This is a genomic window from Caecibacteroides pullorum (genome assembly GCF_019239235.1).
Taxonomy (GTDB): domain Bacteria; phylum Bacteroidota; class Bacteroidia; order Bacteroidales; family Bacteroidaceae; genus Bacteroides; species Bacteroides pullorum.
Map to the genome: position 1 here is coordinate 1 of NZ_JAAZTS010000032.1, position 22,893 is coordinate 22,893.

Below are 22,893 nucleotides of genomic sequence, written 5' to 3' on the forward strand. Positions count from 1 at the left end.
TGGAAAAGCCAAACAAATTTGACCCCTTTGGCCAAAAAGAATCTGCCCACCTTATTTATCATACGATTGCCCCTTTAAAAGTCCTGGTGATGGGGGTCAATTTTATTTTACCTTTTTAATTTTATCTGTTTTTCTTAGACCTTAACTTACGCATACTTTCACCATACAGCTCTATGGTATGAGCCGTGTGGATGATACGGTCAAGGATAGCATCGGCTATTGTCGGATCACCAATCATGTCATACCAGTTGGATGTGGGGTATTGAGAGGTTATGATGATGGATTTCCGTTCATGCCTGTCTTCAATAATTTCAAGCAGTATGGGACGTTCTTTGGCATCAAACGGCACGAGGAACAGGTCATCGAGGATGAGCAACTGACAGCGTTCAATCTTCTTGAGTTCCGCTTCAAGTACCCCTTTGATTTTTGCCACTTTCAGTGCGCCAAGCAGTTTCGGTGCATTGGCATAGAGAGTCCGGAATCCTCTTTTACATGCTTCGTGACCAAGGGCGCACGCCAGATAGCTTTTCCCCGTACCGGAAGAACCGGTTATGAAAAGATTCTGCCCTTTATGCACAAAGTCAAGGGTAGCGAGGCGTTCCATCTGATTGCGGTCCAGTCCCCGGTTTACGGCATAGTCAATCTGTTCAATATAGGCCTTGTAACGGAATGAGGCATTCCTGGTGAGCCTTACTATTGCAGCCTGGGCACGATAGTCCCATTCGCGCGCAAGTAGCATGGACAGGAAAGAGTCCGCGGTCATGGACTGTGGTGTGGTGCCGGCAAGACTTTCTCTGAAAGCCTCTGCCATACCGTATAATTTCATGCGGTTCATTAAATCCAGTGATATGGTATTCTGATCCTGTTGTCCCGTAATGGGAGCAGTCTTGTTGTTTATTTCCATAAAATAGAGTTTTATTGTTCTTGTTTGTCTTTTTTGTAATATTCACGTCCACGTATGTTTTTGTGAACCAACGGAACCGGGGAAGTCACACCGGGTTGTATTCTTCCGTCTTCATCGGGAAGGAAATCCGCATCTTCTCCCAGTTCAAGCACCTCGCGTATGGCCTGATATCCGTATTGCAACTTCTGGTCTGCGCAGGCGCAGGCTGCGACCAGACGGTCACGGCCATATTTTTTCTCCAAAGCCAGTATGCCCCGGCAAGATCTGAACGCTTTGGGAGGATATTGCATGACGCGTTCCACTTCCCGAAGATAATTCAACACTATATTGTCCATTTCCGAGGCACGCCGGAAAAGTTCTTCCAGATCCTTGTCATAAGGACCATAGTGTCCCGGCAGGTTGTGTTCCTTTTTCCATGAATAAGTATAGGGGATATCACAGCGGTCGTGGGTGGCAATAAGATTCATGCTGCAGTAGATTTCTACCGTATCGGCATCGTAGAGAATGGTCACACGTTTTCCTACATATTCCTTTGGAACACTGTAATGATGCTTGAATAGTGAAACGTACGAGTTTCTGCCTACAGTCATAATTTTTCTTTCCTTCAAGACATAACGTTTGGACGGAAGAGGACGGAGATAGTCTTTCTCGCCGTGCAGAAACATTTCCTTGCGTGACATTTCCCGTCCGGCCATCACCTTTCCGTTAAATACAAGTAAGGAAATACGGATGGCTGTATTGAGCTCATCCAGACTCGTAAATGTCATTCCTTCTACGTCAAGGTAAACGGAACGGTAGAGGAGTTTCACGGCATTTTCAACCAGGGCCTTATCCTTGGGATGACGTACACGGGCCGGATAGACCACACAGCCGTAATATTCCGCAAAGGCGGCAAAATCTTCATTGATGACAGGCTCGTTACGGTCGCTTCTTGTTACGGCGGCTCTCAGATTATCAGGGACAATGGCCGCCGGAACACCTTCAAAATAACGCATGGCGTTCTCGCATCCCCTTATCAGGTCTTCCTTGCGTTGCGACCATACGGCTTCGCAGTAGGTATAATGACTGAACGGAAGGACGGCAACGAATACTTCGGCTTTCTTCGTTTCACCCGTCATTTCATCAACAACCTCAAGTCTGTCGCCGGCAAAATCAATATACATCTGATCACCTGCATAATGCTCGACGTGACCGACGATCGTGATGTGAAACCTGTATTCGCGGACAATCCGTTTGAAGGAAGACAGCTGATAGCCCTCAGGATATTCAGCATGATACTCCTTGAACAATTTTCTGATACTTGTTCCTTTGCGTGTCAGACGGGATACATACCCGGGAAGCAAGGCTTCCAGTTCAATCTTTCTGGCAGAAGGTTCCCGATGACGGGACTCCGGACAACCGAAGATCTCATGCAACTGTTCATCGGAAAGAGAAAGAAGCTGTTCAATACTTTTCCCGCTTGAAAGAAACAGACGGACATACTTGCGGACCGTGTTACGGGAAGTACAAAACAGGGATGCCGTTTCCTTGATTCCCATTCCGGACGCATAACATCTTAAAATGTTTTTGATTCTTTTATCCATTTGTATAGATTTTATTAATACCCCGTTACACCAGGACTCGGGGATTCAAATCTACACAAAAAAAATCTCTGGCAATATGCGTGCTAAGTGGTCAATGTTATTTGGACCAGAAGGGTCAATCATATTGTGGCCAAAAGGGTCAATTCTTTTTGGCCAAAGGGGTCAAATTTGTTTGGCTTTTCCACTCTTTCTGCTTTACCCGTCAAGGAAGATATTTCAAGGGCCTACGCTCCGTACTTACTCCGCAATCCGAACTGGACAGTCAGATAGACCGTCACATGGAAATCATCAACCGGAAAGCCGTGATCTCAAAAGAGGAAACAAGCAAAACAATCAGCGGAACCAGACTCATTCCCTATTATTTTTCACTGGACGGAAAACAGTCCGTATTCATCTGCAACCTTGTCATCCAATCAGATTCCAGACAAGCAAGGACGGACATGGCGAATACCCTGAAAAGTCTTCGCCGGAACCATTATCAGTTCTATAAAGGGAAAGGATATTACGAAACTCCGGACGAACTGATAGACCATGTATCAGGAAAGAAGCTCACTCTTGTTTCCGACGGACATTTCTTTCAATATCCTCCCGGCAGGGAATCCGCAACTTTCATCGGACACATCAAGGAGACATTAGAGGAATTTATTTTCCGGATCTATGACCGTGAATATTTCCTGTATCTCCTAAAAAGATTGAGGATCGTGAAAAAGGAGTCCGCACAGGATATAACAAATATCAAATTATAACATTCGGGGAATGCGGTAAAATGACTGCCGTATTCCCTCATAAAAACAATACAAGTATGAACAAATCGAACACTCTATACTGGAAAACAGCCACAGATCCAGCAGAACGCATTGAGGTCAGACTCGTCCTGAACAGTTATATCGACAATGATAATCTGTATGTAGGACTTGAATCCCGGTCTAAAGATAATCCGGAATGCTGGGAATCCTACACGGACATCACCGTCAACCTGAATTCCCTTCCCCCGTTCCATGCCTATGTGGACAACCGGGAGTGCAACAGACATGTGCATGATTTTCTGACCAATAACAGAATAGCAGAACCTGCCGGATTTGAATATCAGGGATTCAGAATGTTCCGCTTCAATCCTGACAGATTGAAGGAACTCGCACCCGAACAGTTCAAGACAATCAGCGCCAAACTGCCACCACAGGATGACATGATAAAGGACATCATCTATCAGAAAAGACGTTTCCCTTTGAGAACTGTTCAAGACATTCACGGAATATATCTTGTTTCAAGCAAGGAACTGGAAGAATATCTGATCGAAGGAGTACGGAACCTGGATGCTGCGGCAAATGAACTGCTGGATGGCATCTGCCTGTTCTGCTCCACACTGGAACTGCGCTATCTTACGGATGCAGAACTGATAGAAACAATCTACGCACAATAAAAAGGAGGAACAAATATGAAAACCGGAGACATTGTATTTCTGAAACGTCCCTATAAGGGATACCGTGCCGTCGAACTGATGGAAAGACTGGAATGCCGCTGGCTGGTCAGGATTGTCGAGAGCGGTCTTGAACTGGAGGTATATGAAGATGAACTTATATCAGAATTTTAATACGGATAAAGTGTTATGGAAAAATATCAGTTTGCATTCCATTCGGAAATAATCGGCTATACCTCTCCCCATATCGGCGAGGTCAGAAAAGCCATACACAGAAAAGTGGAAAAGGAAAAGTCTGCCGCCATAAAGAATGATATTGAGCTGCACATGTACAAGGTGCATGACGGCATACCGGTTCTCCTTAACACCTGCTACCTGTATGATGAAAAAGGATGTATGGTACACGGAAGTATCAAGGGAACCAAGGATTATCTGCTTGAGACATGGAGATACCATACAAACAGACATTCCAAAGGTTTCAGTTCCACAAGAATCAGGCCCTGCACTACAAGCAGGGCTTTTTCGTTTGTATAACTCTTAAAATCAGGAATCATGAACCAGACATTACAACTTACAGACTATATTCCACAGTATGTAAGCCTCTACTACGTGGACTACCGGGATGATCTTGATGAACATGAAGACATCCAGGAGGAATGCATCCGTTCCAACAAAATGGAAAAACTCTATGAAAAGGCATACGAATGGTATGAGGAACAGGAAAGCTCAAACATGCACGACTATCTGGAGGAGACAAGAAAGAATATGGAAACGGACAATCTTGCCGGAGAGTTTGAAGAGCATGAAGATGAAATCAGGGAACTTATCTACGACCGGAACGATTCCGACCCGGTAAAGGATCTGATACGCAACTCGTCCGTCACTAATTTCTTCTATTCGCTCGGAGTGGAAATCAGCGGATACCTGACCGGCTGTTCACTGCGGGGAGAATCAGTCGCCATGGCCTGCCATAAGGTACGCCGCGCACTGCATCTGAAAAAGGGGCAGTTTGACGAGAAGATAGAGGAATTGGTAGGGAATGCCACATACGGCGGAGAACTGCGCATCTACTTCAACGCCATGTTTGACAGGCTCATCAGCAAAGACCCTGAGAACGATTTCAAGAGCATCCGTTTCCACGGGAATGTAGTGGTGGCCATTGCCGACAGCCGGAACGGTTCCGGACATCATGTACGGATTCCGTTGGACATCACCTTCCCTTTTCGAAGGGAGAATCTGTTTGTCGATTCACAGGTACACTATTCCTATGCCAATGAAGTCTGCGGCATGACCAATGACTGGTGTGATTCCACAAAATGGGAAACGGCTATCGTGAACGGTCTGAGAAAAGGTGACGATCCGTTCGCACTCGGTACGCTGATGCCAGACAATCCGAACTTTACGGACAAGGCTTGGTTGCAAGGCTATGTCGCACCACAAGATGGTTTTGGATGTACTGTAGCCAACGTGACATTTGCTCCCGGATGCCGAAACAGCTGGCACAGCCATAAAGGCGGACAAATCCTGCTCTGCACTTCCGGCAAAGGATATTATCAGGAAAAAGGGAAACCTATCCAACTGCTGCTGCCTGGAAACGTAGTGAAGATTGCCCCCGATGTCATCCATTGGCACGGCGCGGCTCCTGACAGTGAGTTTACACACATCGCCATAGGTACCCAACTGGACAAAGGGGGCGTAACGTGGCTGGAACCTGTGACAGATGAGGAATACAACAGTTATGAAGAAAAATAATCCATAAAAACATAGAAACAATGAAAAAGTATTTAGTTTACCTGATGATGGCACTTGCCGCTTTCACTTTCAACGCTTGCGGGGATGATGACCCCATGACGGAAGAACCAGGAACAGAACAACCCGAAACACCTGGTGATTCTACAGATAATCCAGACAATCCAAATAATCCAGATACACCTGCTGGAAACAGCAACATTCTTGTGGCATATTTTAGTTGGGGAGGTACTACACAGCGAATGGCGCAACAAATAGTGTCTCACACTGGAGCGGATTTGTTTCGTATAGAACCTGTCACACCTTACCCGGAAGATTACACTGAATGTACGGAAGTAGCATTGGCAGAACGTGACAGTAATGCTCGTCCAGCCATAAATTCTATCATTGAAGACGAAGCGTGGGCTGAATATGATACAATTTTTATCGGCTGTCCCGTATGGTGGTGGACAACACCTATGATTATATGCACTTTTTCTGAAAGTTATGATTTTACAGGTAAAACCGTCATCCCGTTCTGTACCTACGCATCCACATATCGCGATGAAACGTTGGCAAGAATCGTTGAATTGACATCTGGAGCTAAAGCACATCTTGAAGGATTAGGTTTGACTAGTGGAAGCTTGAGCAATGAATCGAATGTGGAAAACTGGCTTCGTGAGATAGGAATCATTGAATAATAATTAAACTAAAACGATAAAGAAGATGAAAGCAAAGATTATCACCCTTATAACTCTTATTCTAATGGGTGGAATGAATTTATACGCACAAAATAGGAGGACATTAATTGCTTATTTCAGTTGGAGTGGAAACACGCAGCATGTGGCAGAGTATATTGCCGGACAGACCGGCGGCACACTTTTCCGTATCGATCCGGTAAAGCCATATCCTACAGACTATAAACCTTGTACAGAGGTAGCAAAGAAAGAAAAGGAACAGAATGCCCGCCCTGCTATCAAGAACAAGGTGGAAGATTGGGACAGTTATGATACAATCTTTATCGGTTGTCCTGTATGGTGGTGGACTGCACCAATGATTATCAATACTTTTACCGAAAGTTATAATTTTAAGGGCAAGACGGTCATTCCTTTCTGTACCTACGCATCTACCTACCGTGACGAGACCCTTGCCAAGATTGCAGAACTCACACCTGATGCCAAACACTTGAAAGGATTCGGTGCCGTTAGCAGAAATACGGACGGTATCACAGAATGGTTAAAAGAAATTAGAGTTATCAAATAATGGAGGATAAAAAATGAGAATATATACATATTTCGCATTGTTCTGCGTATCGTTAATACTTGCTTCGTGCAGTGACAACGAAGATAACAATATCAGTTCCCCGACTGAAGAAGTGGTGCCTGGAACAAATCATCATATACTTATCGCTTATTTTTCTGAACCCCTACCGGATGGGGTGGATGCCAATACTTCCGCTAGCCGTGTGATTGTAAACGGAGATTTGTATGGAAGTGTAGAATATATGGCTACCGTGATAGGTGAAGCTACTGGAGCTGATATGGTAAGAATACAGACAGCAACACCTTATCCGGGTAATTTCGATGATTTGGCTTCACAAGCCGACAATGAGCGGCAGAATAATATACATCCAGCTCTTGCTACCGACATAGAAAACTTTGATGATTATGATGTCATCTTTGTTGGCTATCCCATTTGGTGGTATCAGATGCCTATGGCTATGTATTCATTCTTTGACGAATACGACTTTGCAGGTAAAACAATTATTCCTTTTTCCTCACATGGAGGTAGTGGCTGGTCAAGAACAGTGGATGACATTGCTGGAATGGAACCTAATGCCACAATGGTAAATGGATATAGCATTTCACGTAGCAGTGTGGCCGGCTCGGAAGAAGGCATCCTCCAATGGCTGGAACGGATAGGAATGTTGGAACAACAAAATTAAAGAGGAATTATGAAAACAATAGGTTATTTGTTGGTAAGCCTTTTTTTGCTTTGTTCCTGTGTTCAGGAACAAAGCAAAGTGGTCAGCTTGACAAGTGGTCAGGCACAAGGTGTATATGCGGACAGCATCTACAGCTTCAAAGGCATTCCATACGCCAAAGCTGCACGCTTTATGCCACCTGAACAGCCCGATATTTGGGATACGGTACGGATATTTAATACATATGGAGAGATATGTCCGCAGGCTCCCATACCACAAGGAAACGACTTCATCGCCATGCGTGAGCACCCTGCTGAGGGAGAGGATTGCCTGAACCTGAACGTATGGACTCCAGGCATCAATGACGGCAAGAAACGTCCGGTAATGGTGTGGTTGCACGGAGGTGGGTTTCAGACTGGTTCTGCCATCGAGCAACTGGTTTATGATGGAGCAAACCTGAGTCGCAAAGGAGATGTTGTGGTAGTGTCGGTTAACCATCGGCTGAATATGCTCGGCTTTCTTGATTTGTCCGCTTACAGTGAAAAATATAAATACTCCGGTAATGTCGGTACGATGGATATGGTAGCAGCCCTGCAATGGATACAGAAGAACATTGCTGTCTTTGGAGGTGATTCAAACAATGTCACTCTATTCGGGCAATCAGGTGGAGGTGCCAAAGTACTGGTACTGATGACAGTTCCGGCTGCACAGGGGCTGTTCCATAAGGCCATCGTTCAGAGCGGAGCTGTAGAAGCTTGTGGAATGACCAATGTTACGCAAAAGACAGCACACCGGGTAGCAGAACTGATGCTTGACTCATTAGGAATCTCACCGCAAAATGCCGACAAGCTACAAGCCATTCCCTACAGCCAATTGATGGCAGCAGGAAATAAGGCAATGGCTCAAACCGCTCAAGAGGAAAACAGCATAGACAGTTGGGGTAATCCTGGACTGCTATGGACTCCCGTGGTAGACGGTGACTATCTGCCATATCAGCCGGTCATAGATTCCATTGCTTCACAGGCAAAGGATATTCCGTTGCTTATCGATTCGTGTATGACCGAATGGACCACAATGCCGATGTTGGGAAATCCGGATAAATTTGCCCATGACAATATGCACACATGGAATAAGGAAGAGACAATGAAAAAGTTGCAAGCACGATTCGGAAACTGTACAGACTCGGTTATTGCTGCCTTCACATCTGCCTATCCCGGTCGTTCCATCAGCGAAGCACTTTACATAGATACAATGTTAAGACTTCCTGCCTTGAAGACAGCCCGCTTGAAAGCCGACCAGCATGGGGCTCCTGTATATAATTATTTGTTTGCCTGGGACACACCTATTCACGGAGGTTTTGCCATGTCATACCATTGTTCGGAAATACCGTTTGTATTCAGCAACACCAGTCTGTCACCTGCAGCCTCTGCCGGAGGCTCGGAAGTCAAGGAGTTGGAAGAGCGCATCAGCAAAGCATGGATAAATTTCGCCCGTACCGGCAATCCTAATCACGAAGGACTTCCTTCATGGTCTGCTTTTACCCGTGAAAACGGAAACACGATGATATTTGGAAACAAATGTGAGGTAAGGAAAGATTTCGACTATAAGCTGTTGTCGCTGTTACGACCCAACTATAAATTTTAAACAAAATGACACACAAAATAATATCATTCCTTAGTATCCTGCTGCTTTCCCTACCGCTTGTGGCTTGTAGTACAGATGACTCTGATGTTGAAACACCGATTAATCCAGACAACGGAGAAGAAAATTCTTCGTCTGATGGCGTGGCAATGATCAGCTTCACACATGCTGTACCAGACGGTTATGAACAGGAAGCCGAAAAAAGAGGCAGCATAGTCCGCATCGATTATGCCACACGGGACTATGCAGAAGGCACTGGTGCGAAACGTACCAATACGGCATACGTCTATCTGCCTTATGGATATAATGAAAGCCAACGGTACAATATCCTCTATTTTGTACACGGTCATTACAGTACGGCGGCATCCACCTTTGAAGATGAAAATGGTGTGGTACGCAAACTGCTCGACCAAATGATAGCTCACGGTGATATTGACCCGATGATTGTGGTCACACCCAGCTACAACTACGGACAGCCTACACCAGACTATGCGGATGCAGACCCTTACTGCAGGGCTTTGCCCATAGAATTGGTAAACGACCTGATTCCAGCTGTAGAAGGCCGTTACCACACGTATGCGGAAACAACCGACAGGGAAGGTATTGAAATATCACGCAGTCACCGTGCCATTGGAGGTTTTTCAATGGGAGCAGTCACCACTTGGTATGCCTTTGATGAAACATTGAACGCATTCCGATACTTTATGCCAGTCAGTGGCGATTGCTGGTCTTTGGGACGGTTTGCCGGGATGAATCGTCCTGACGATACAGCAGCTTATTTGGCAGAAAGGGTACAACAGTCACCTTATGTCGGAACAGGTTTCTATATCTGGGCGGCAAGTGGGACAAACGACTCCGCTTATAGAGAGATACTTCTTCAAATAGAAGGTATGGCACGTTTGAACAACATGTTCAATACGGCTAATATGACCTTTCATCAGAAAGAAGGGGCACGGCATGAGTTCCGTCCTATTCCGGAATATCTGTACAATGCTTTGCCGTTCTTCTTTCCGAAAAGTGATGAATAAACAGAAAAAACAAAGACATTTATGAATAGTTTTACTTATCGATACCCTGTCCGTCAACATTTTGGCAAAGGGTGCGCAGAGAACGCAATCAAGGAAGAATTAGACCGTATAGGACAGAATGTGCTGCTGGCATATGGTGGCAGCTCGCTGAAACGCACAGGGCTGTATGACAAAATTATAAGCTGGCTGCACGAACGTGGCAAGAACGTGGTGGACTTCGGAGGCATTATGCCCAATCCTACTTACGACAAGGTACAGGAAGGTGCACGACTAGTGCATGAATACAACATAGACTTCATCCTTGCCGTGGGCGGCGGATCGGTTATCGACTGCTGCAAGGTGGTATCAGCACAAGTAAAATTAGACGAGGATATTTGGGAGATGCAGTACACGAAGCACCAGTATCCTACTGAATTTGTGCCTATGGGCGCTATCGTAACAGCATCAGGAACGGGTGCCGAGCAGAACAACGGGGCGGTTATCACCCACACCAAAAAGAAACTGAAACAGCCGTTGACAGGCGCTTACTACAGTTTTGCTATACTGGACAGCGACTTGACACGGACTCTTCCGATGGGGCAAGTCGTCAGCGGTGCATTCGACACGTTGAGTCATTGTATGGAAATCTATATGGGCAAACCTCAAACGGACAATCTCTCCGATGAAATCAATGAAGCGGTCATGCGTAACGTCATCAAAAACCTCCGTGAACTGATAGTCGATCCAGACAATGATTTTGCCCGTGGAGAACTGATGTGGGATTCTGCCCTTGCGGAAAACAGTCTGCTAAAACTCGGCAAGCAGACCGATTTTCAATGCCATATGCTGGAACATGCCGTAGGAGCCTATACCGACTGCAACCACGGAAAGGCGTTGGCGGTTATCCATCCGGTTCTCTATCGCCATTTGCTGAATGAGGGCAAAGAAAAACTGGCTCGTATGGCGGAACGGGTATGGAATGTAAAGGGTGATACGGTAGAACAGACTGCTATACTTGGTATCGAAGCGTTGGAGGCTTTTATAAAGGAAATCGGCTTACCATCGCATTGGAGCGAAATGGGCATTAAGGACGAAAGTATCCTCCGTGCCGCTGCAGATACCTGTTTACTGATGCCGGGATGCTGCAAGCAGTTTTCCCGTGATGAACTGTTTGAGATATTGAAAGAATGCATGTAACAAACTTCTAAAAGAAAAAAATTATGAATACCTTATTAAAGACAATGTTGTGCGGTGTTACTGCACTTTTGTTCGCCGGAGCTTCAGCCGCTCAAAACAAACAACCATTTATTTCAGAGGATTTCTCTGCTATCCAAAGTCCTAACGACAATCCTTTCGGACTGGTTTATCGGGGAGCTATCACCAAGAATGAAACGGGCAAAGTTAATATCCATCGCATTACTTACGACTTGAATGGCTTGAAGATTGTCGCCAACGTTTATACTCCAGCCGGATATGAAGTTTCAAGAAGCTATCCCGCTCTTGTCGTTGCACATCCAAACGGTGGATGTAAGGAACAGGTGGCAGGATTGTACAGCCAGCGGATGGCGGAACAGGGTTACATTTGTCTGGCATTTGATGCCGCGCAACATTTCAAGGCCGAACAAACAAGAATCATTGAAGCCGGCTGGCATGACGTGTTCATGCATTCCGACATGATCCCGGCATCGGGATATTCCGTCAAAGAACTCCCCGAAGTGGAGAAAGGTGATACCCTGAATGTATGCGGATGTAACCTGATACACAAGAAACAGCTGCCGGTAAATCCGTTCACGGATGCAGAACTGGTGGAATACATGGAGCTGAACGGATTGGGCACGGTATCCTCACGTACCAATATCATCCGTACACTGGTTAACCGTAAGTATATCCGTTATTCAGGGAAATATATTGTTCCGACCCCGAAAGGCATGTTCACCTACGAAACCATCCGTGGAAAGAAAATTGCGGATACTTCACTCACCGCAGACTGGGAAAAACAGCTGGCCGGACTTGAAAGCGGAATGATAACCGGACAGGACTTCCTGAACAGGATCAGGAATCTCGCCAAGGAAATGACTGATGACATTTTCAACACCTATTCCACAAAAGAAGAATAACATCTATACCTAAGCAACCAGGAGAATGCAGGCCGGAAGGTCTGCATTTTTTTGTATCCGTACAGAAAAGAATCTGTTTTTCCGCTTTTAAGCGGCAAAGGTCTTGGATTGCCTGCCTTTTGCCGCAAGGCTGCCTTCAAGGGCTTGGCTGGACAGGAAAAAATCATCCTCGCTGCGCTCCGGTATTTTTTCCTGCCAGGCCTTGCGCAAAAAGGCAATCCAAGAAGCCGGAGGCCTATAAAATCGGGAAAACACATCCCGATGGGATTATTCATTCATAAAATTAAGGATTATGGAACTACAGATTATCGAAAGTATCAGCAAGCATGCGGTAACCCTGGTATTGGTTATCGGAATACTTATGCTGACAGACAAAGGTATCATGCCTACCGGTATTATTGCAATGCTCCTGCTCACCGGAGGAATCATAGGATTTCTTTTCAGAGCTCTTCTACTGATTGTCAGGATAGCATTTATCTTTTTCATTGTCGGACTCCTGTTTTTCTAACCAATAAAACCAACGGATATGAAAACAAGTACATGTATATCTTCTGCTCCTGTCATGCCGGCTGTATGGCCACAGAGTGAACATATCAGACCGGTCAAAAGACGTCTGCCCAATACAGTTGATGAGCCTAAAAACATCGGCTACTATCTGGAATCTCTGCGTGATATTTCCAGCAATCCTGACAGAGAGAATGTCCTGAAAGAATTCTTCAAGGAAACTTATGTATAACCATAAAATTTTTCAATTATGTTTTTTCAATCAATTTATCAGATGATTACAGCAGGAACGGATTTGAATATCAATATCCGTAAAGTGGACAACAGCCTGAGTGTGGCAGTCATACCAAGGCGGAACAGCCTGAAAGAGGATACGCGGCAGAACATGGTGCCGCTGGTCGTGAACGGAACACCGGCAGAACTGGATATGGGCTTCCTGCAGACCATACTCCAACCGATACAGAAGGTACAGGGACTGCTTGTCAATGCGGAAAATTTTGAGAAACAGGCAGAAAAGGCCACATCACAGACCAAATCATCCAAGGCTCCAACAGTACCGGCCGAATCAAAGGAAGCCAGGGAAAAACGAGAAAAGATGGAAAAGCTCCTCAAGAAGGCTGATGATGCGACTGCCGCAAAAAGGTTCTCCGAAGCAATGACATGGCTGAAACAGGCACGGGTGCTGGCTCATTCTGAAAAACAGAAGGAGATTGACGAAAAGATACAGGAAGTACAGAAACAGGCCAGTGCAGGAAGTCTGTTCGGTATGGCAGAGGAACCGGCACCAGTAATTCCCCAACCACAAGGCAGCATGAACGGCCAGCCACGACCAGGTATGCAAACAAGCATATTCCCGGAGCAGCAGACCCATACCATGAATCCTGAACCAGTCATGCCACATGCTCCACAGCAGATTTCACAACAGATTTCACAGGAAATGCCTCAACCGGTATATGGAACGAACGGAGCATATATCCAACCTGCTCCAAACCGCCCCGTAATGCAAGGAACAGGTATGCCACAAGGAGCTACAATGCAGCCCTATCCGCAGCAGCCGGCTTACCAGCCTGAGGCGGCTCCTTATCCACCACAACAGGTACGGCAGCCGACAAACGGCCATATACCGAACGGAACGGCACAGGTACAGAACGGAAACGGACGGGAATACCAGACTGCACCGACAGCCCATGATACATTCTGCTTCGATCCGGAAGACGAGAATGACAGGGAACTTCTAAGAGAGGACCCGTATGCGGAATATCCGGATTTTCCGGCTGAGTACCGTATGAAGGACGAGGCACAGGTAGAAATGGTATACTGCTGATATATAAAAATAAATGATTTGTAAAACCAATAAACAATAAGCAATATGGCACTGGAAATTAAAGGAATGAAAAGAGTATTCAAGATGAAGAAGAACAGTCAGGAAATCGTACTGGACGATCCGAACGTAAACATGTCTCCGGCTGAAGTGATGGACTTCTATTCAATGAACTATCCGGAACTGACCACCGCAACCGTACACGGACCGGAAATCGAAGACGACCGGGCGGTATATGAATTCAAGACAACCATCGGAGTGAAAGGGTAAGGACATGAAAAAAGGACAACATAAAAATAAAAAACCATGTACACAACTTACGGAACGGGCTTTGGAAAATTTAGCCAGACTTATCATATCGGAACTCGAAAATACGGACATAAGCCGGGGCATCAGGAACAGAAAGAAAAGAAAACTCCCTCCCGCAGAAAACCTTATGGTTTTCTGAACACGAGAATACCTTCCATCGCTCCAGATCTGTATGTGGAGAATGACAGGGATGCAACGGTAAATGTCACCACAAAAGAGAATCTTGATTTCCTGTACCGTTCAGCCATGAAGTATGCGCAGCTCCTGGATGTGGAGCTGCCATACCATCCTACAGGCAGGACTTCCATAAGAGAAAAAATATGCCTGCTATATAATACGCTGGATTCCATAGTATCTCATCATGTAAATCTGGAACTTGTCGGTGACAGACTCCAGTTCTGTATTTATCATTTCCATGAATGGCCCGATTACACCCTGTTCCTGATACCGATAGATTTTACGGAAAGACTGAAAGGTGAAATCAAAAGGATCACACTGGAGTTCATCAGACGGTTCATCAAGTATCACAGGATGATGGATATAACCGATACCCCTTATTTTGAGATGTCGGAAGTCTGTATCGATTATGTGGACTTTGAACAGCTTGATGAGGAAGAGAAAAAGAATTTGTACAGAAAGGAAAAGCTCTTCAGGTCATATGAGAAAGGGAGAATCCACAGGAAACTGTACCGGATGTACTCCAGGGCTTTCTGCAGGAATCTTGAAGAACATATCCGCAACTGTAATCCTTCCAGCAATAAGGAAAAAAGACTTTTGGAACTGATTACTGAAGGGATGTCCCTGATTGCAAAGGACAGTCCTCATATCTTGAATTATGACTATGATTATGCAAGCGAAAAGGAAAGGGATTTCGAGCCACCACCACTCGAATATCAGATTCTGCTTACATATTCCATTACGGATACGGTTACCAAAGACATGGAAAGCTGTTTCAGTACTGACTGTCAGGAGACATATAACCAGACTCCCGTATCATTTACCTTCATCACACCGGAAACTGAAAAACTGTTCAGACCAGAGAATTATCCGGAACGGTTCTCAAAATGGTTTGAGAAATTTGTAGAACATGTTACCTATAATTTATAAACATCATGAATGAACTGACCCAAAATATTCAAAAAATGATGGTGCCGAAGGCGGCTATCATAGCCTACAAGTATGAAGACAGAAGAAATTCTGACACCAGGTACTTCATAGAATTGCGTCCCATAGGAAAAAGCGGACAGATGGGAGCAGGTATCCCCGTCACATACGAATTCATGAATACCCTGCTGGAATCCTATACGGAGGAAATGAGCGACATACCGGCAGGCAGAGTCCCTGAAAACATGTTAGCCTGCAATCCGAGAAAAGGACAGGAAGAATATATCTGGTACAATCCGCCCGGAAAGAGACAGATGTTCTTTCACAAAGACCTCAATATACAGGACGGTACATTCAATCTGCCGGGGATTATCTACCATGTAAGAAACGGAAGCATGGACGTGTTCGCCTTCAAGGGGAAACGTCCGGTGGAAACGACACCACTGTTCCGTGCCCCGTTCTTCAACGTGACCGGATCAAGTGTCTGCCTTGGCAGCAGTTCTCTGGAAAAGCCACAGAACCCGACTTTCCTTTCCCTGCTGGAATACTGGGAAAAACGGTTCTGGCTGACTGAATTCTCCCATCTGGGAGGAAATGTCAATCCCACCGTTTCAAATCTTGTCATCGTCACCGAGAACATAAGAAACAATCCGTTCGACATGAACGAACTCAAACCCATGAATAAAAAACTTAAAGACATACTTCCATGAAAAAGATACATTTTACCGACCGCTACCTGCTCAATCCACGTCATCCGGTAACGGTATTCGTCATCGGAGCCGGAGGTACCGGCTCACAAGTGATAACCAATCTTGCACGCATGAGCATGGCACTTCAGGCATTGGGCCATCCCGGACTGCATGTCACCGTATTCGATCCCGACACAGTAAGCCAGGCCAATATAGGACGCCAGCTTTTCAGTGAGACGGAACTGGGACTAAACAAAGCCGTATCACTAGTCACACGCATCAACCGTTTCTTCGGATACGCATGGACTGCCGAACCGCAATGTTTTCCTACCAGGAATTTTTCTGAAGATAGCACAGCCAATATCATCATAACCTGTACGGACAATATACGATCACGTCTTACGCTTTGGAAGTTCCTGAAGAAAGTCCACAAAGAAAACTTCAGTGACCATTCGGCTCCCATATACTGGATGGATTTCGGGAACAGCCAGACAAAAGGACAGGTCATCATCGGAACGGTACGTGAGAAAGTTCTCCAACCTTCTTCACAGGAATATATTCCCATGCCTAAAATGAATGTCATCACCGAGGAAGTGGACTATGCAAAAATCAAGGAAAAGGAATCGGGGCCGAGCTGTTCTCTGGCGGAAGCTTTGGAAAAACAGGATTTGTTCATTAACTCCACACTGGCACATATCGGATGTGACATATTATGGAGAATGTTCAAGGAAGGAAAAACACTGTATCGCGGTGCCTATGTCAATCTGGAGACATTGAAAGTGACCGCAATCCCGGTATAATGCATAAGTGACCGTATCATCTTTCCATCAGAATACGGTCACTTATTCTATTTGCTGCTTATTATTTACATCTGAAATATCTTTTCCAAAAGTAGCCTTTTGCTTATTCATTTTTTATTTGTATATTTGAGAAGAAAAACATAACTTTTTTATGAACGCAGAAAATTTAAGAATAGGAGACTATGTACATATCCATTTTCTCAAAAACACAACTACTGAACAAGCCAAAGTTGAGAATATCGATATTGAAAATAACACCATTATTTTGGTAAATCAAAGAAAAGATATAATTAAGATTGATACTGAAGATAAATGGAAACAGATAAAACCAATTCCATTAGATAAAAATGTATTAAAACAGTTTGGATACAAAGATTCTATTAAGACTGTATATGGCCTAGTTAATAAAAATGTATATGAAAAAGTATACATATTTAAAGATAGGTCACCTATATTAGTAACTTTAATTTATGAAGATGGTGTATTTAAACTGGTACAAAGTGATGATGAAGCTTTTTATGGATGTAAGACGAAACCCTCGTTTCAAGATCTTCACATTTTTCAACACTATCTTTCTGATAATATGTACATTAATAATATATAGACAAGAATCTTAAATAAAAAACATTTCAAAACAATCAGACAGACTTCGCAAACTATATATATAAATAGTTTGCGAAGTCTGTCTGATTGTTATTTTATTTCAATTCAAAGAATTGGTGTCGTCTTATTTACTCATTTTCTACTGTTCATTATACTTATTTTCCATGTGCCAGCATTACATCCATTCCATTAACTACTTTTATCCTTACCACGCTGGAGGAGGAAACTCTGTATCTCTGAGGCGAGATAGAATGATTTCCCGTTCTTTTCCACCGAGTAATATTTAATCTTGCCCTCTTGCCTGTAACGTGCCAAAGTTCTTTGTGACACACCAAGGAGTTCTGCCAAATCGACATTATCAAGCAGTCTATCTCCGTTCATACATTCTTTCAGACGGTTCATCTGATCCAGTTTCTTTTCAATGCGAGCAAATCCCTCTACCATTGTACCTATCAGTTTTTCGAGTATCTCATTATCTATATATGACATAATTCCAATGTTATTAAGTAAATAAATCGATACTCTCTTCGTGCGCACTCAAGAGTATATACTCATAATAGTGAGAATAACATGCCAAACAGATAAAGAAAAACATAGTATTTTGTATATATCTGTTAATCAGATATATAAATTAGCATCTTGATATTCTGCTGTAAACCGAAAGTGTAAACCATTTAAAGCATGGCGATTACCAAGTTTACATTTCTATAACAACTACTTATTATACTTTAAAACCAATCTTTTTAAAAGAGGTTTACTAATAGCTTTATATACCCCTCCTACTCATTTAGCTTTAATATACTTTACAAAATAGGCTTTATATTTCATGCATCAAAGTATGAAATTAAAGCCTGACTTTTTACTGAAAAACAGCTTAAGAATGGATTAGTAGTCTTAAACTGTATATAATAAAAAGACAATCTATAAAACCATGAAAAGATATATCATTGGCATTAATGAATAGAATGTCACTCTCATAATATTATTGAAGCTCCGCAGAAACTCTACCACCCAATCATTAAATCTAATACATTAACTGCATTTTTATGAATAGTTTTTATCAATTTCTTAACTATTTTATTATTCAATCAATTTTGTATTCAATCTAAAAGCATCGGCATCAATTTCCATTTGGTTAAATTCTGATACTTGGATTCAGTTTTCGAGCAATACTTATTATTTTTGATTTCTCATCTGAATTCATATTAACCCCCAAATAGACAGATTCAAAACACTCTCCTCCTATCTCAGAAAAAGCCCTTACTTCTTTCCAATCAATCGGGCCTTTATTATCATTTAGTCCCGGTGATAATCTCATATATTTCGGTAATGGATCCAATATAAATAAACGAACTTCTTGTTCATGTTCCCATACTTTTGCCTTCGTCGATATTTGATAATAGAAAAAGTCTTTTTCATCCTTAAAATAATCAGGTTTTTCTATAATGTCTTTATATTGTACTTCAACCTCAGAACAACCAATCATGATTGTACCCTGCATACAAGAAAGATATTTTCTAACTTTTTCCATATTCAAACCAATACAAACACCTTTATGTTTGCTATAATAGCTCCACATTAAAATTGAATCATGTATTTTCGAAAGACTACATATCCAAGCTTCTTCTCTCATCCTACGAAATGGCTCTCTTCTCATTTCTTCTATTACTCTTGGAATCCATCCCCTACGCATTTCATTCGGAACCTTGGAGAAATCAATTAACGATGGATGACAATCAAACGGATCATTTAACTGCGTAGTATTAGTAAATTGAAGATTACTACAATGCAGCATCATCAATCCACCATTAAAATCAAGATATTTATATAATTGGATTACTTTCATAAGTTTGTTATTTTGTTCTTAGTAAATCATTAACAATCACACCTAAAAACTTTGAATATTGAATTTGAATTAGTATATGAATACGAAGATACGAATTATTTAAAACATATTTATTCAAAGAAAATTATATATTGCCAAGAAAATATCAATTTTATTCCGTAGAAATTATACCTTTGCATAAACAAATTAAATTTATGGCAACAGGACATCTTATAAAGCCCCAAGAATTCCTTGAATCAAAGTTAAAATCTCAAATTGAAAAAGGGAATAATTTGCTAAACCGAGAAGTTAGTGAAAAAAAGACAACCCTTGTATATCCGAGAAGAATCATAAAAATAAAGGAATATGACAATGATGAAGAAAAAACATTTTTCGCAGATTATGTAAAGTGGAATTCCTATAATAGCGAATTGATAAGCCGTTCTTTTGACGAGAATGATTCTCCTCATTCTTATTTTAACTCATATAACCGCACAGGTGATCCAACGAGATTACTAGGTGAAGATATTATTAAAGAAGCCAAGCAGCAAATTAACGAAAAAATAGTCTATCTTGAGAGCTTAATGGAGCAACTACCTTTAATTCCCCAGATGGAGATAATAAATAACAATGAAGAAAAAAAAATAAATATGGGAAACAAAGATATTTTTATTGTTCATGGTCATGACAGCGGATTAAAAAATGAAGTTGCACGATTTATAACTGACATGGGGTATAATCCTATTATTTTACACGAACAACCGAATAAAGGTAAAACTATAATTGAAAAAATAGAAACTTTTTCCCATGTATGTTATGCAATAGTATTATATACTCCATGTGATAAAGGTGCGTCTAAAAATGTTCAAGACTTATCACCAAGAGCAAGACAAAATGTTGTTTTTGAACATGGATATCTTATTGGAAAACTCGGTCGAGAAAGAGTTTGTGCCTTAATTAAAGAAGAAGTAGAAAAACCAGGTGATGTTGATGGAGTCATTTATATTACATATGACGACCGAGGTGCATGGAAAAAAGATATTGCAAAAGAGTTTAATATATTAGGAATGCATTTTAACCCAAATGCATTATTATATTAGTGAGAAAACTGATTGTAATTCTATGTTTGCTATGGTTGTGCAAAATTAATTACACACTTATTATTTTTAATAAAAAATCATCTAATAAAGAACGGTTAACGCCCAAGAGGAGTAATCCATTCCCCGACCTCTGGATTGGGAATGGATTTTAACTTCAATTCAAACTGTTTATAAAAGACTTTATTATACAGACACAATTAAAGGGCAGCACCTTTACCCCCGTATTCATATAGTAAAGTTAAAATAAGGGAAGAAAAGAGGATGGCTTCACCATGAAAATGATCTCAGCCATTTTTTGGGGGGGACAAAACTTATAAAAAATCCAAGGGTAAGATCGGACAAAACTCCACTTCGACGAAATACAAATTGTCTCATTGTGATCTGAAAAACATCCTTGAATTCAGCCTCCATATTACAGTCCATTTTGACGAAATAAACCTCTATATACTCTATCTTTGTCGACGGAGTCAGTCGGAATCCCCAAGAGCTGTTTTTGCCACTTTTCCCTCTGTTTGAAGAAATTAATAAAAAACATTCAATCCTCGATTTTTGCAAAAATTAAAATTTCAAGCCCCGTTTTAAGCTATATACTATTGATAATCAATAATATATCAAAGGTGCACTTTATTTCTTAAAGCTTAATATTATTATATTCTTAGCATCCCTGCCAACTGCACGAAATAATCATTTGACCAAATATCAAGTTCTTTTGGATTGCGGAGGAAAGGCAATACATCTTCTTTCACTTGATTTATATCAGCTGTAGAAAGACGCTCAATGAGTTTTTCTTTGAATAACTCTGGAGTAATATTCTCATTGTTAAACTGCTTGCATCGTTCTGCCAAATGAGTAAAATCTAACGGAACATTATGACGTATATACCATTCAAAATCGTACCAATCACGACCTTTGACTCTATTCTTCCACACACGATAGACCAGTGCGTGCATCTTACCAGCAAACAAGTCTGGAAGTGTAAAACAGCGGGTCATAAATGAATGTGGCTGAAGCAATAGCTTTTGTTCCGTTTTGAAGTTCAACGGTGGACAAGTATCTACCTCAATCTTTATCTTTATTGACTTCTCAGTTTGGAAAGTCACATCATATACATCGGTATTATCTTTAAGAAATGCCGATTCGACCTTTCCAAAATTCTTCTTATCTTTTTTCTTTATTTCAACCTCACGGCCTACCATTGCAAAGGCGTCAATGATAGCAGGAAAATATTTCGTAAAATCGAACTTGTCATCTTGCGCAAGCAGTGAGAAATCCATATCCTCACTGAAACGTTGCAAGCCATGAAAAATTCTCAGGCAAGTTCCACCATAAAACGCAGCCGACTCAAAGAAGCCCCCAGCATACAGGCCTGCAAGTATCATTTGTTGGTTAACTTCAAATATGGCGTTTCGCTTATGTTGCTCCGTTGTTAAATCATAACGGGAGAGCATATTGTCGAATATTTCATTTTTCATCGTCTTAAAAATTTTAAAAGTGTCGAAATTGAATCAGCCTTTTTGCCTACATTAATATAATCTTCAAATATGGTTGCGTCCATATTATAGAACTCATCCATATCCATACGAATATCCTGCTCAAGATATATCTCTACATCCTTCATATAACGAAGAATGACTTTAGAGGAATTGGCAATCAAATCACACAAAGCCTTTTCCGGTGATGCAATAAGAAATGCATAGTCACCTTTATTCATACTCCTTACTCCTATCGGAAATGCCTTTCTTGAAATATATTTGTAGTCATAATTGCCGACTGAAGTTTGAAAGCTTCGTGGATGCTTTACTGTCATTGATTGATGAACATATACAGCCTCTGGGATAAGTCCATAATATCGTAATGCAGTAGACATGGAGATATACGAAGGTGTATAGAGATGATTTGCAATCAACTCACTCGATAGAGTCTTCCCTGAATATTCAGGATTTATCACATAAAGTCCTCGCTTAAGTCTGATGATAACCCCTTGCTTTTCTAGCCAGGTTACTTTCTTATTCGCAGACTTAAGTTCCGGATATAACGATTCAATGATTGAAGTCGTTACTGGAATAGTTCCTATTTCATTTAATTGCCTATCCATACTGCAAATATAGTAATATTTTGAACAATAAAAGAAATAATACTTCTTTTTCTGTTCAGAATATTACTACTAAGACCATCTTAAAAAATAGCGACTGCTGTCACATAATGATTACCGACAAGGTAGATTATTCTCTAAAATTTCTCATTACTCACCGATTGTAAAGACCTCATAGCACTTAAAAATAGATTCTATTTTCATAGATAAGACACTAAAAACTCA

At 42.1% G+C, this 22,893-nt stretch carries 25 protein-coding genes and 2 pseudogenes; 21 read left to right on the forward strand and 6 right to left on the reverse strand.

All coding sequences use genetic code 11. The features are described 5' to 3' along the window. Window positions 1–121: 121 nt before the first annotated feature. Both istB and istA read right to left on the reverse strand, forming a co-directional pair. Window positions 122–904 carry an IS21-like element helper ATPase IstB gene (istB, locus tag HF894_RS13715; protein WP_075319310.1) on the reverse strand — a complete coding sequence of 261 codons (783 nt, stop codon included), beginning with the start codon at window positions 902–904 and terminating at the stop codon, window positions 122–124. Window positions 905–915: 11 nt separating this feature from the next. Beyond that, window positions 916–2,487 carry an IS21 family transposase gene (gene istA, locus HF894_RS13720; protein ID WP_204973449.1) on the reverse strand — a complete coding sequence of 524 codons (1,572 nt, stop codon included), beginning with the start codon at window positions 2,485–2,487 and terminating at the stop codon, window positions 916–918. Window positions 2,488–2,669: 182 nt separating this feature from the next. Here istA and HF894_RS13725 point away from each other — a divergent pair. From HF894_RS13725 to HF894_RS13830, 20 genes and pseudogenes are all read left to right on the forward strand, one after another. Next, window positions 2,670–3,233: pseudogene (locus HF894_RS13725) on the forward strand (hypothetical protein); the annotation flags it as partial. Window positions 3,234–3,289: 56 nt separating this feature from the next. Continuing rightward, complete coding sequence (locus HF894_RS13730) at window positions 3,290–3,907, forward strand: DUF4313 domain-containing protein (protein ID WP_246593259.1); 618 nt, start codon at window positions 3,290–3,292, stop codon at window positions 3,905–3,907. Window positions 3,908–3,922: 15 nt separating this feature from the next. Beyond that, on the forward strand, window positions 3,923–4,078 hold the full coding sequence (locus HF894_RS13735) for a hypothetical protein (RefSeq protein WP_008152292.1): 156 nt from the start codon (window positions 3,923–3,925) through the stop codon (window positions 4,076–4,078). Window positions 4,079–4,093: 15 nt separating this feature from the next. Further along, window positions 4,094–4,438, forward strand: coding sequence for a hypothetical protein (locus HF894_RS13740; protein ID WP_009121407.1), 345 nt, complete (start codon window positions 4,094–4,096; stop codon window positions 4,436–4,438). A gap of 18 nt (window positions 4,439–4,456) precedes the next feature. Continuing rightward, window positions 4,457–5,239, forward strand: a pseudogene (locus HF894_RS15330) (hypothetical protein); the annotation flags it as partial. A 437-nt stretch (window positions 5,240–5,676) separates the two neighbouring features. Beyond that, a complete protein-coding gene (locus HF894_RS13755) occupies window positions 5,677–6,333 on the forward strand; it encodes a flavodoxin (protein ID WP_022233262.1) in 657 nt (218 codons plus the stop codon). A gap of 25 nt (window positions 6,334–6,358) precedes the next feature. Continuing rightward, entirely contained in the window at window positions 6,359–6,895 is a 537-nt protein-coding gene (locus HF894_RS13760; RefSeq protein WP_022233263.1) for a flavodoxin, read from the forward strand. A 13-nt stretch (window positions 6,896–6,908) separates the two neighbouring features. After that, window positions 6,909–7,577, forward strand: coding sequence for a flavodoxin (locus HF894_RS13765; protein ID WP_204973108.1), 669 nt, complete (start codon window positions 6,909–6,911; stop codon window positions 7,575–7,577). Between the two features lie 9 nt (window positions 7,578–7,586). Further along, window positions 7,587–9,200 carry a carboxylesterase/lipase family protein gene (locus HF894_RS13770; protein ID WP_204973110.1) on the forward strand — a complete coding sequence of 538 codons (1,614 nt, stop codon included), beginning with the start codon at window positions 7,587–7,589 and terminating at the stop codon, window positions 9,198–9,200. 5 nt (window positions 9,201–9,205) lie between these two features. Then, window positions 9,206–10,225, forward strand: a complete 1,020-nt coding sequence (locus tag HF894_RS13775; protein ID WP_204973112.1) for an alpha/beta hydrolase — start codon at window positions 9,206–9,208, stop codon at window positions 10,223–10,225. A 21-nt stretch (window positions 10,226–10,246) separates the two neighbouring features. Further along, a complete protein-coding gene (locus HF894_RS13780; protein WP_022233267.1) occupies window positions 10,247–11,401 on the forward strand; it encodes an iron-containing alcohol dehydrogenase in 1,155 nt (384 codons plus the stop codon). 23 nt (window positions 11,402–11,424) lie between these two features. After that, window positions 11,425–12,321: a DNA topoisomerase gene (locus HF894_RS15215; RefSeq protein WP_246593260.1), complete on the forward strand. Its 897-nt coding sequence runs from the start codon at window positions 11,425–11,427 to the stop codon at window positions 12,319–12,321. Window positions 12,322–12,613: 292 nt separating this feature from the next. Further along, window positions 12,614–12,829: a hypothetical protein gene (locus HF894_RS13795; RefSeq protein ID WP_204973114.1), complete on the forward strand. Its 216-nt coding sequence runs from the start codon at window positions 12,614–12,616 to the stop codon at window positions 12,827–12,829. Window positions 12,830–12,847: 18 nt separating this feature from the next. Beyond that, entirely contained in the window at window positions 12,848–13,057 is a 210-nt protein-coding gene (locus tag HF894_RS13800) for a hypothetical protein (RefSeq protein ID WP_004294135.1), read from the forward strand. A gap of 18 nt (window positions 13,058–13,075) precedes the next feature. Beyond that, a complete protein-coding gene (locus HF894_RS13805) occupies window positions 13,076–14,149 on the forward strand; it encodes a PRTRC system protein E (protein WP_204973117.1) in 1,074 nt (357 codons plus the stop codon). A 45-nt stretch (window positions 14,150–14,194) separates the two neighbouring features. Beyond that, on the forward strand, window positions 14,195–14,416 hold the full coding sequence (locus HF894_RS13810; RefSeq protein WP_004326366.1) for a PRTRC system protein C: 222 nt from the start codon (window positions 14,195–14,197) through the stop codon (window positions 14,414–14,416). A gap of 36 nt (window positions 14,417–14,452) precedes the next feature. Beyond that, window positions 14,453–15,562, forward strand: coding sequence for a peptidase (locus HF894_RS13815; protein ID WP_204973119.1), 1,110 nt, complete (start codon window positions 14,453–14,455; stop codon window positions 15,560–15,562). A 5-nt stretch (window positions 15,563–15,567) separates the two neighbouring features. Next, window positions 15,568–16,269 carry a prokaryotic E2 ligase family D protein gene (locus HF894_RS13820; protein ID WP_204973121.1) on the forward strand — a complete coding sequence of 234 codons (702 nt, stop codon included), beginning with the start codon at window positions 15,568–15,570 and terminating at the stop codon, window positions 16,267–16,269. After that, window positions 16,266–17,048, forward strand: coding sequence for a PRTRC system ThiF family protein (locus HF894_RS13825; protein WP_204973123.1), 783 nt, complete (start codon window positions 16,266–16,268; stop codon window positions 17,046–17,048). Before HF894_RS13820 ends, HF894_RS13825 begins: the two co-directional genes overlap by 4 nt. 151 nt (window positions 17,049–17,199) lie before the next feature. After that, window positions 17,200–17,652, forward strand: coding sequence for a hypothetical protein (locus HF894_RS13830; protein WP_204973125.1), 453 nt, complete (start codon window positions 17,200–17,202; stop codon window positions 17,650–17,652). Window positions 17,653–17,840: 188 nt separating this feature from the next. On the opposite strand, the gene HF894_RS13835 is transcribed toward HF894_RS13830, so the two are convergent. Then, on the reverse strand, window positions 17,841–18,140 hold the full coding sequence (locus tag HF894_RS13835; protein WP_204973127.1) for a helix-turn-helix transcriptional regulator: 300 nt from the start codon (window positions 18,138–18,140) through the stop codon (window positions 17,841–17,843). Between the two features lie 646 nt (window positions 18,141–18,786). After that, window positions 18,787–19,497: a DUF2971 domain-containing protein gene (locus HF894_RS13840; protein WP_246593261.1), complete on the reverse strand. Its 711-nt coding sequence runs from the start codon at window positions 19,495–19,497 to the stop codon at window positions 18,787–18,789. 194 nt (window positions 19,498–19,691) lie between these two features. Between HF894_RS13840 and HF894_RS13845 the strand changes: the two genes are divergently transcribed. Beyond that, window positions 19,692–20,576 carry a TIR domain-containing protein gene (locus tag HF894_RS13845; protein ID WP_204973128.1) on the forward strand — a complete coding sequence of 295 codons (885 nt, stop codon included), beginning with the start codon at window positions 19,692–19,694 and terminating at the stop codon, window positions 20,574–20,576. 647 nt (window positions 20,577–21,223) lie between these two features. Here HF894_RS13845 and HF894_RS13850 read toward each other — a convergent pair. Together HF894_RS13850 and HF894_RS13855 are read right to left on the reverse strand one after the other, a co-directional pair. Beyond that, window positions 21,224–22,048 carry a nucleotidyl transferase AbiEii/AbiGii toxin family protein gene (locus tag HF894_RS13850; RefSeq protein WP_204973131.1) on the reverse strand — a complete coding sequence of 275 codons (825 nt, stop codon included), beginning with the start codon at window positions 22,046–22,048 and terminating at the stop codon, window positions 21,224–21,226. Then, on the reverse strand, window positions 22,045–22,671 hold the full coding sequence (locus HF894_RS13855) for a type IV toxin-antitoxin system AbiEi family antitoxin domain-containing protein (RefSeq protein WP_204973133.1): 627 nt from the start codon (window positions 22,669–22,671) through the stop codon (window positions 22,045–22,047). The genes HF894_RS13850 and HF894_RS13855 overlap by 4 nt, the downstream gene beginning before the upstream one ends. Between the last annotated feature and the right edge of the window lie 222 nt (window positions 22,672–22,893).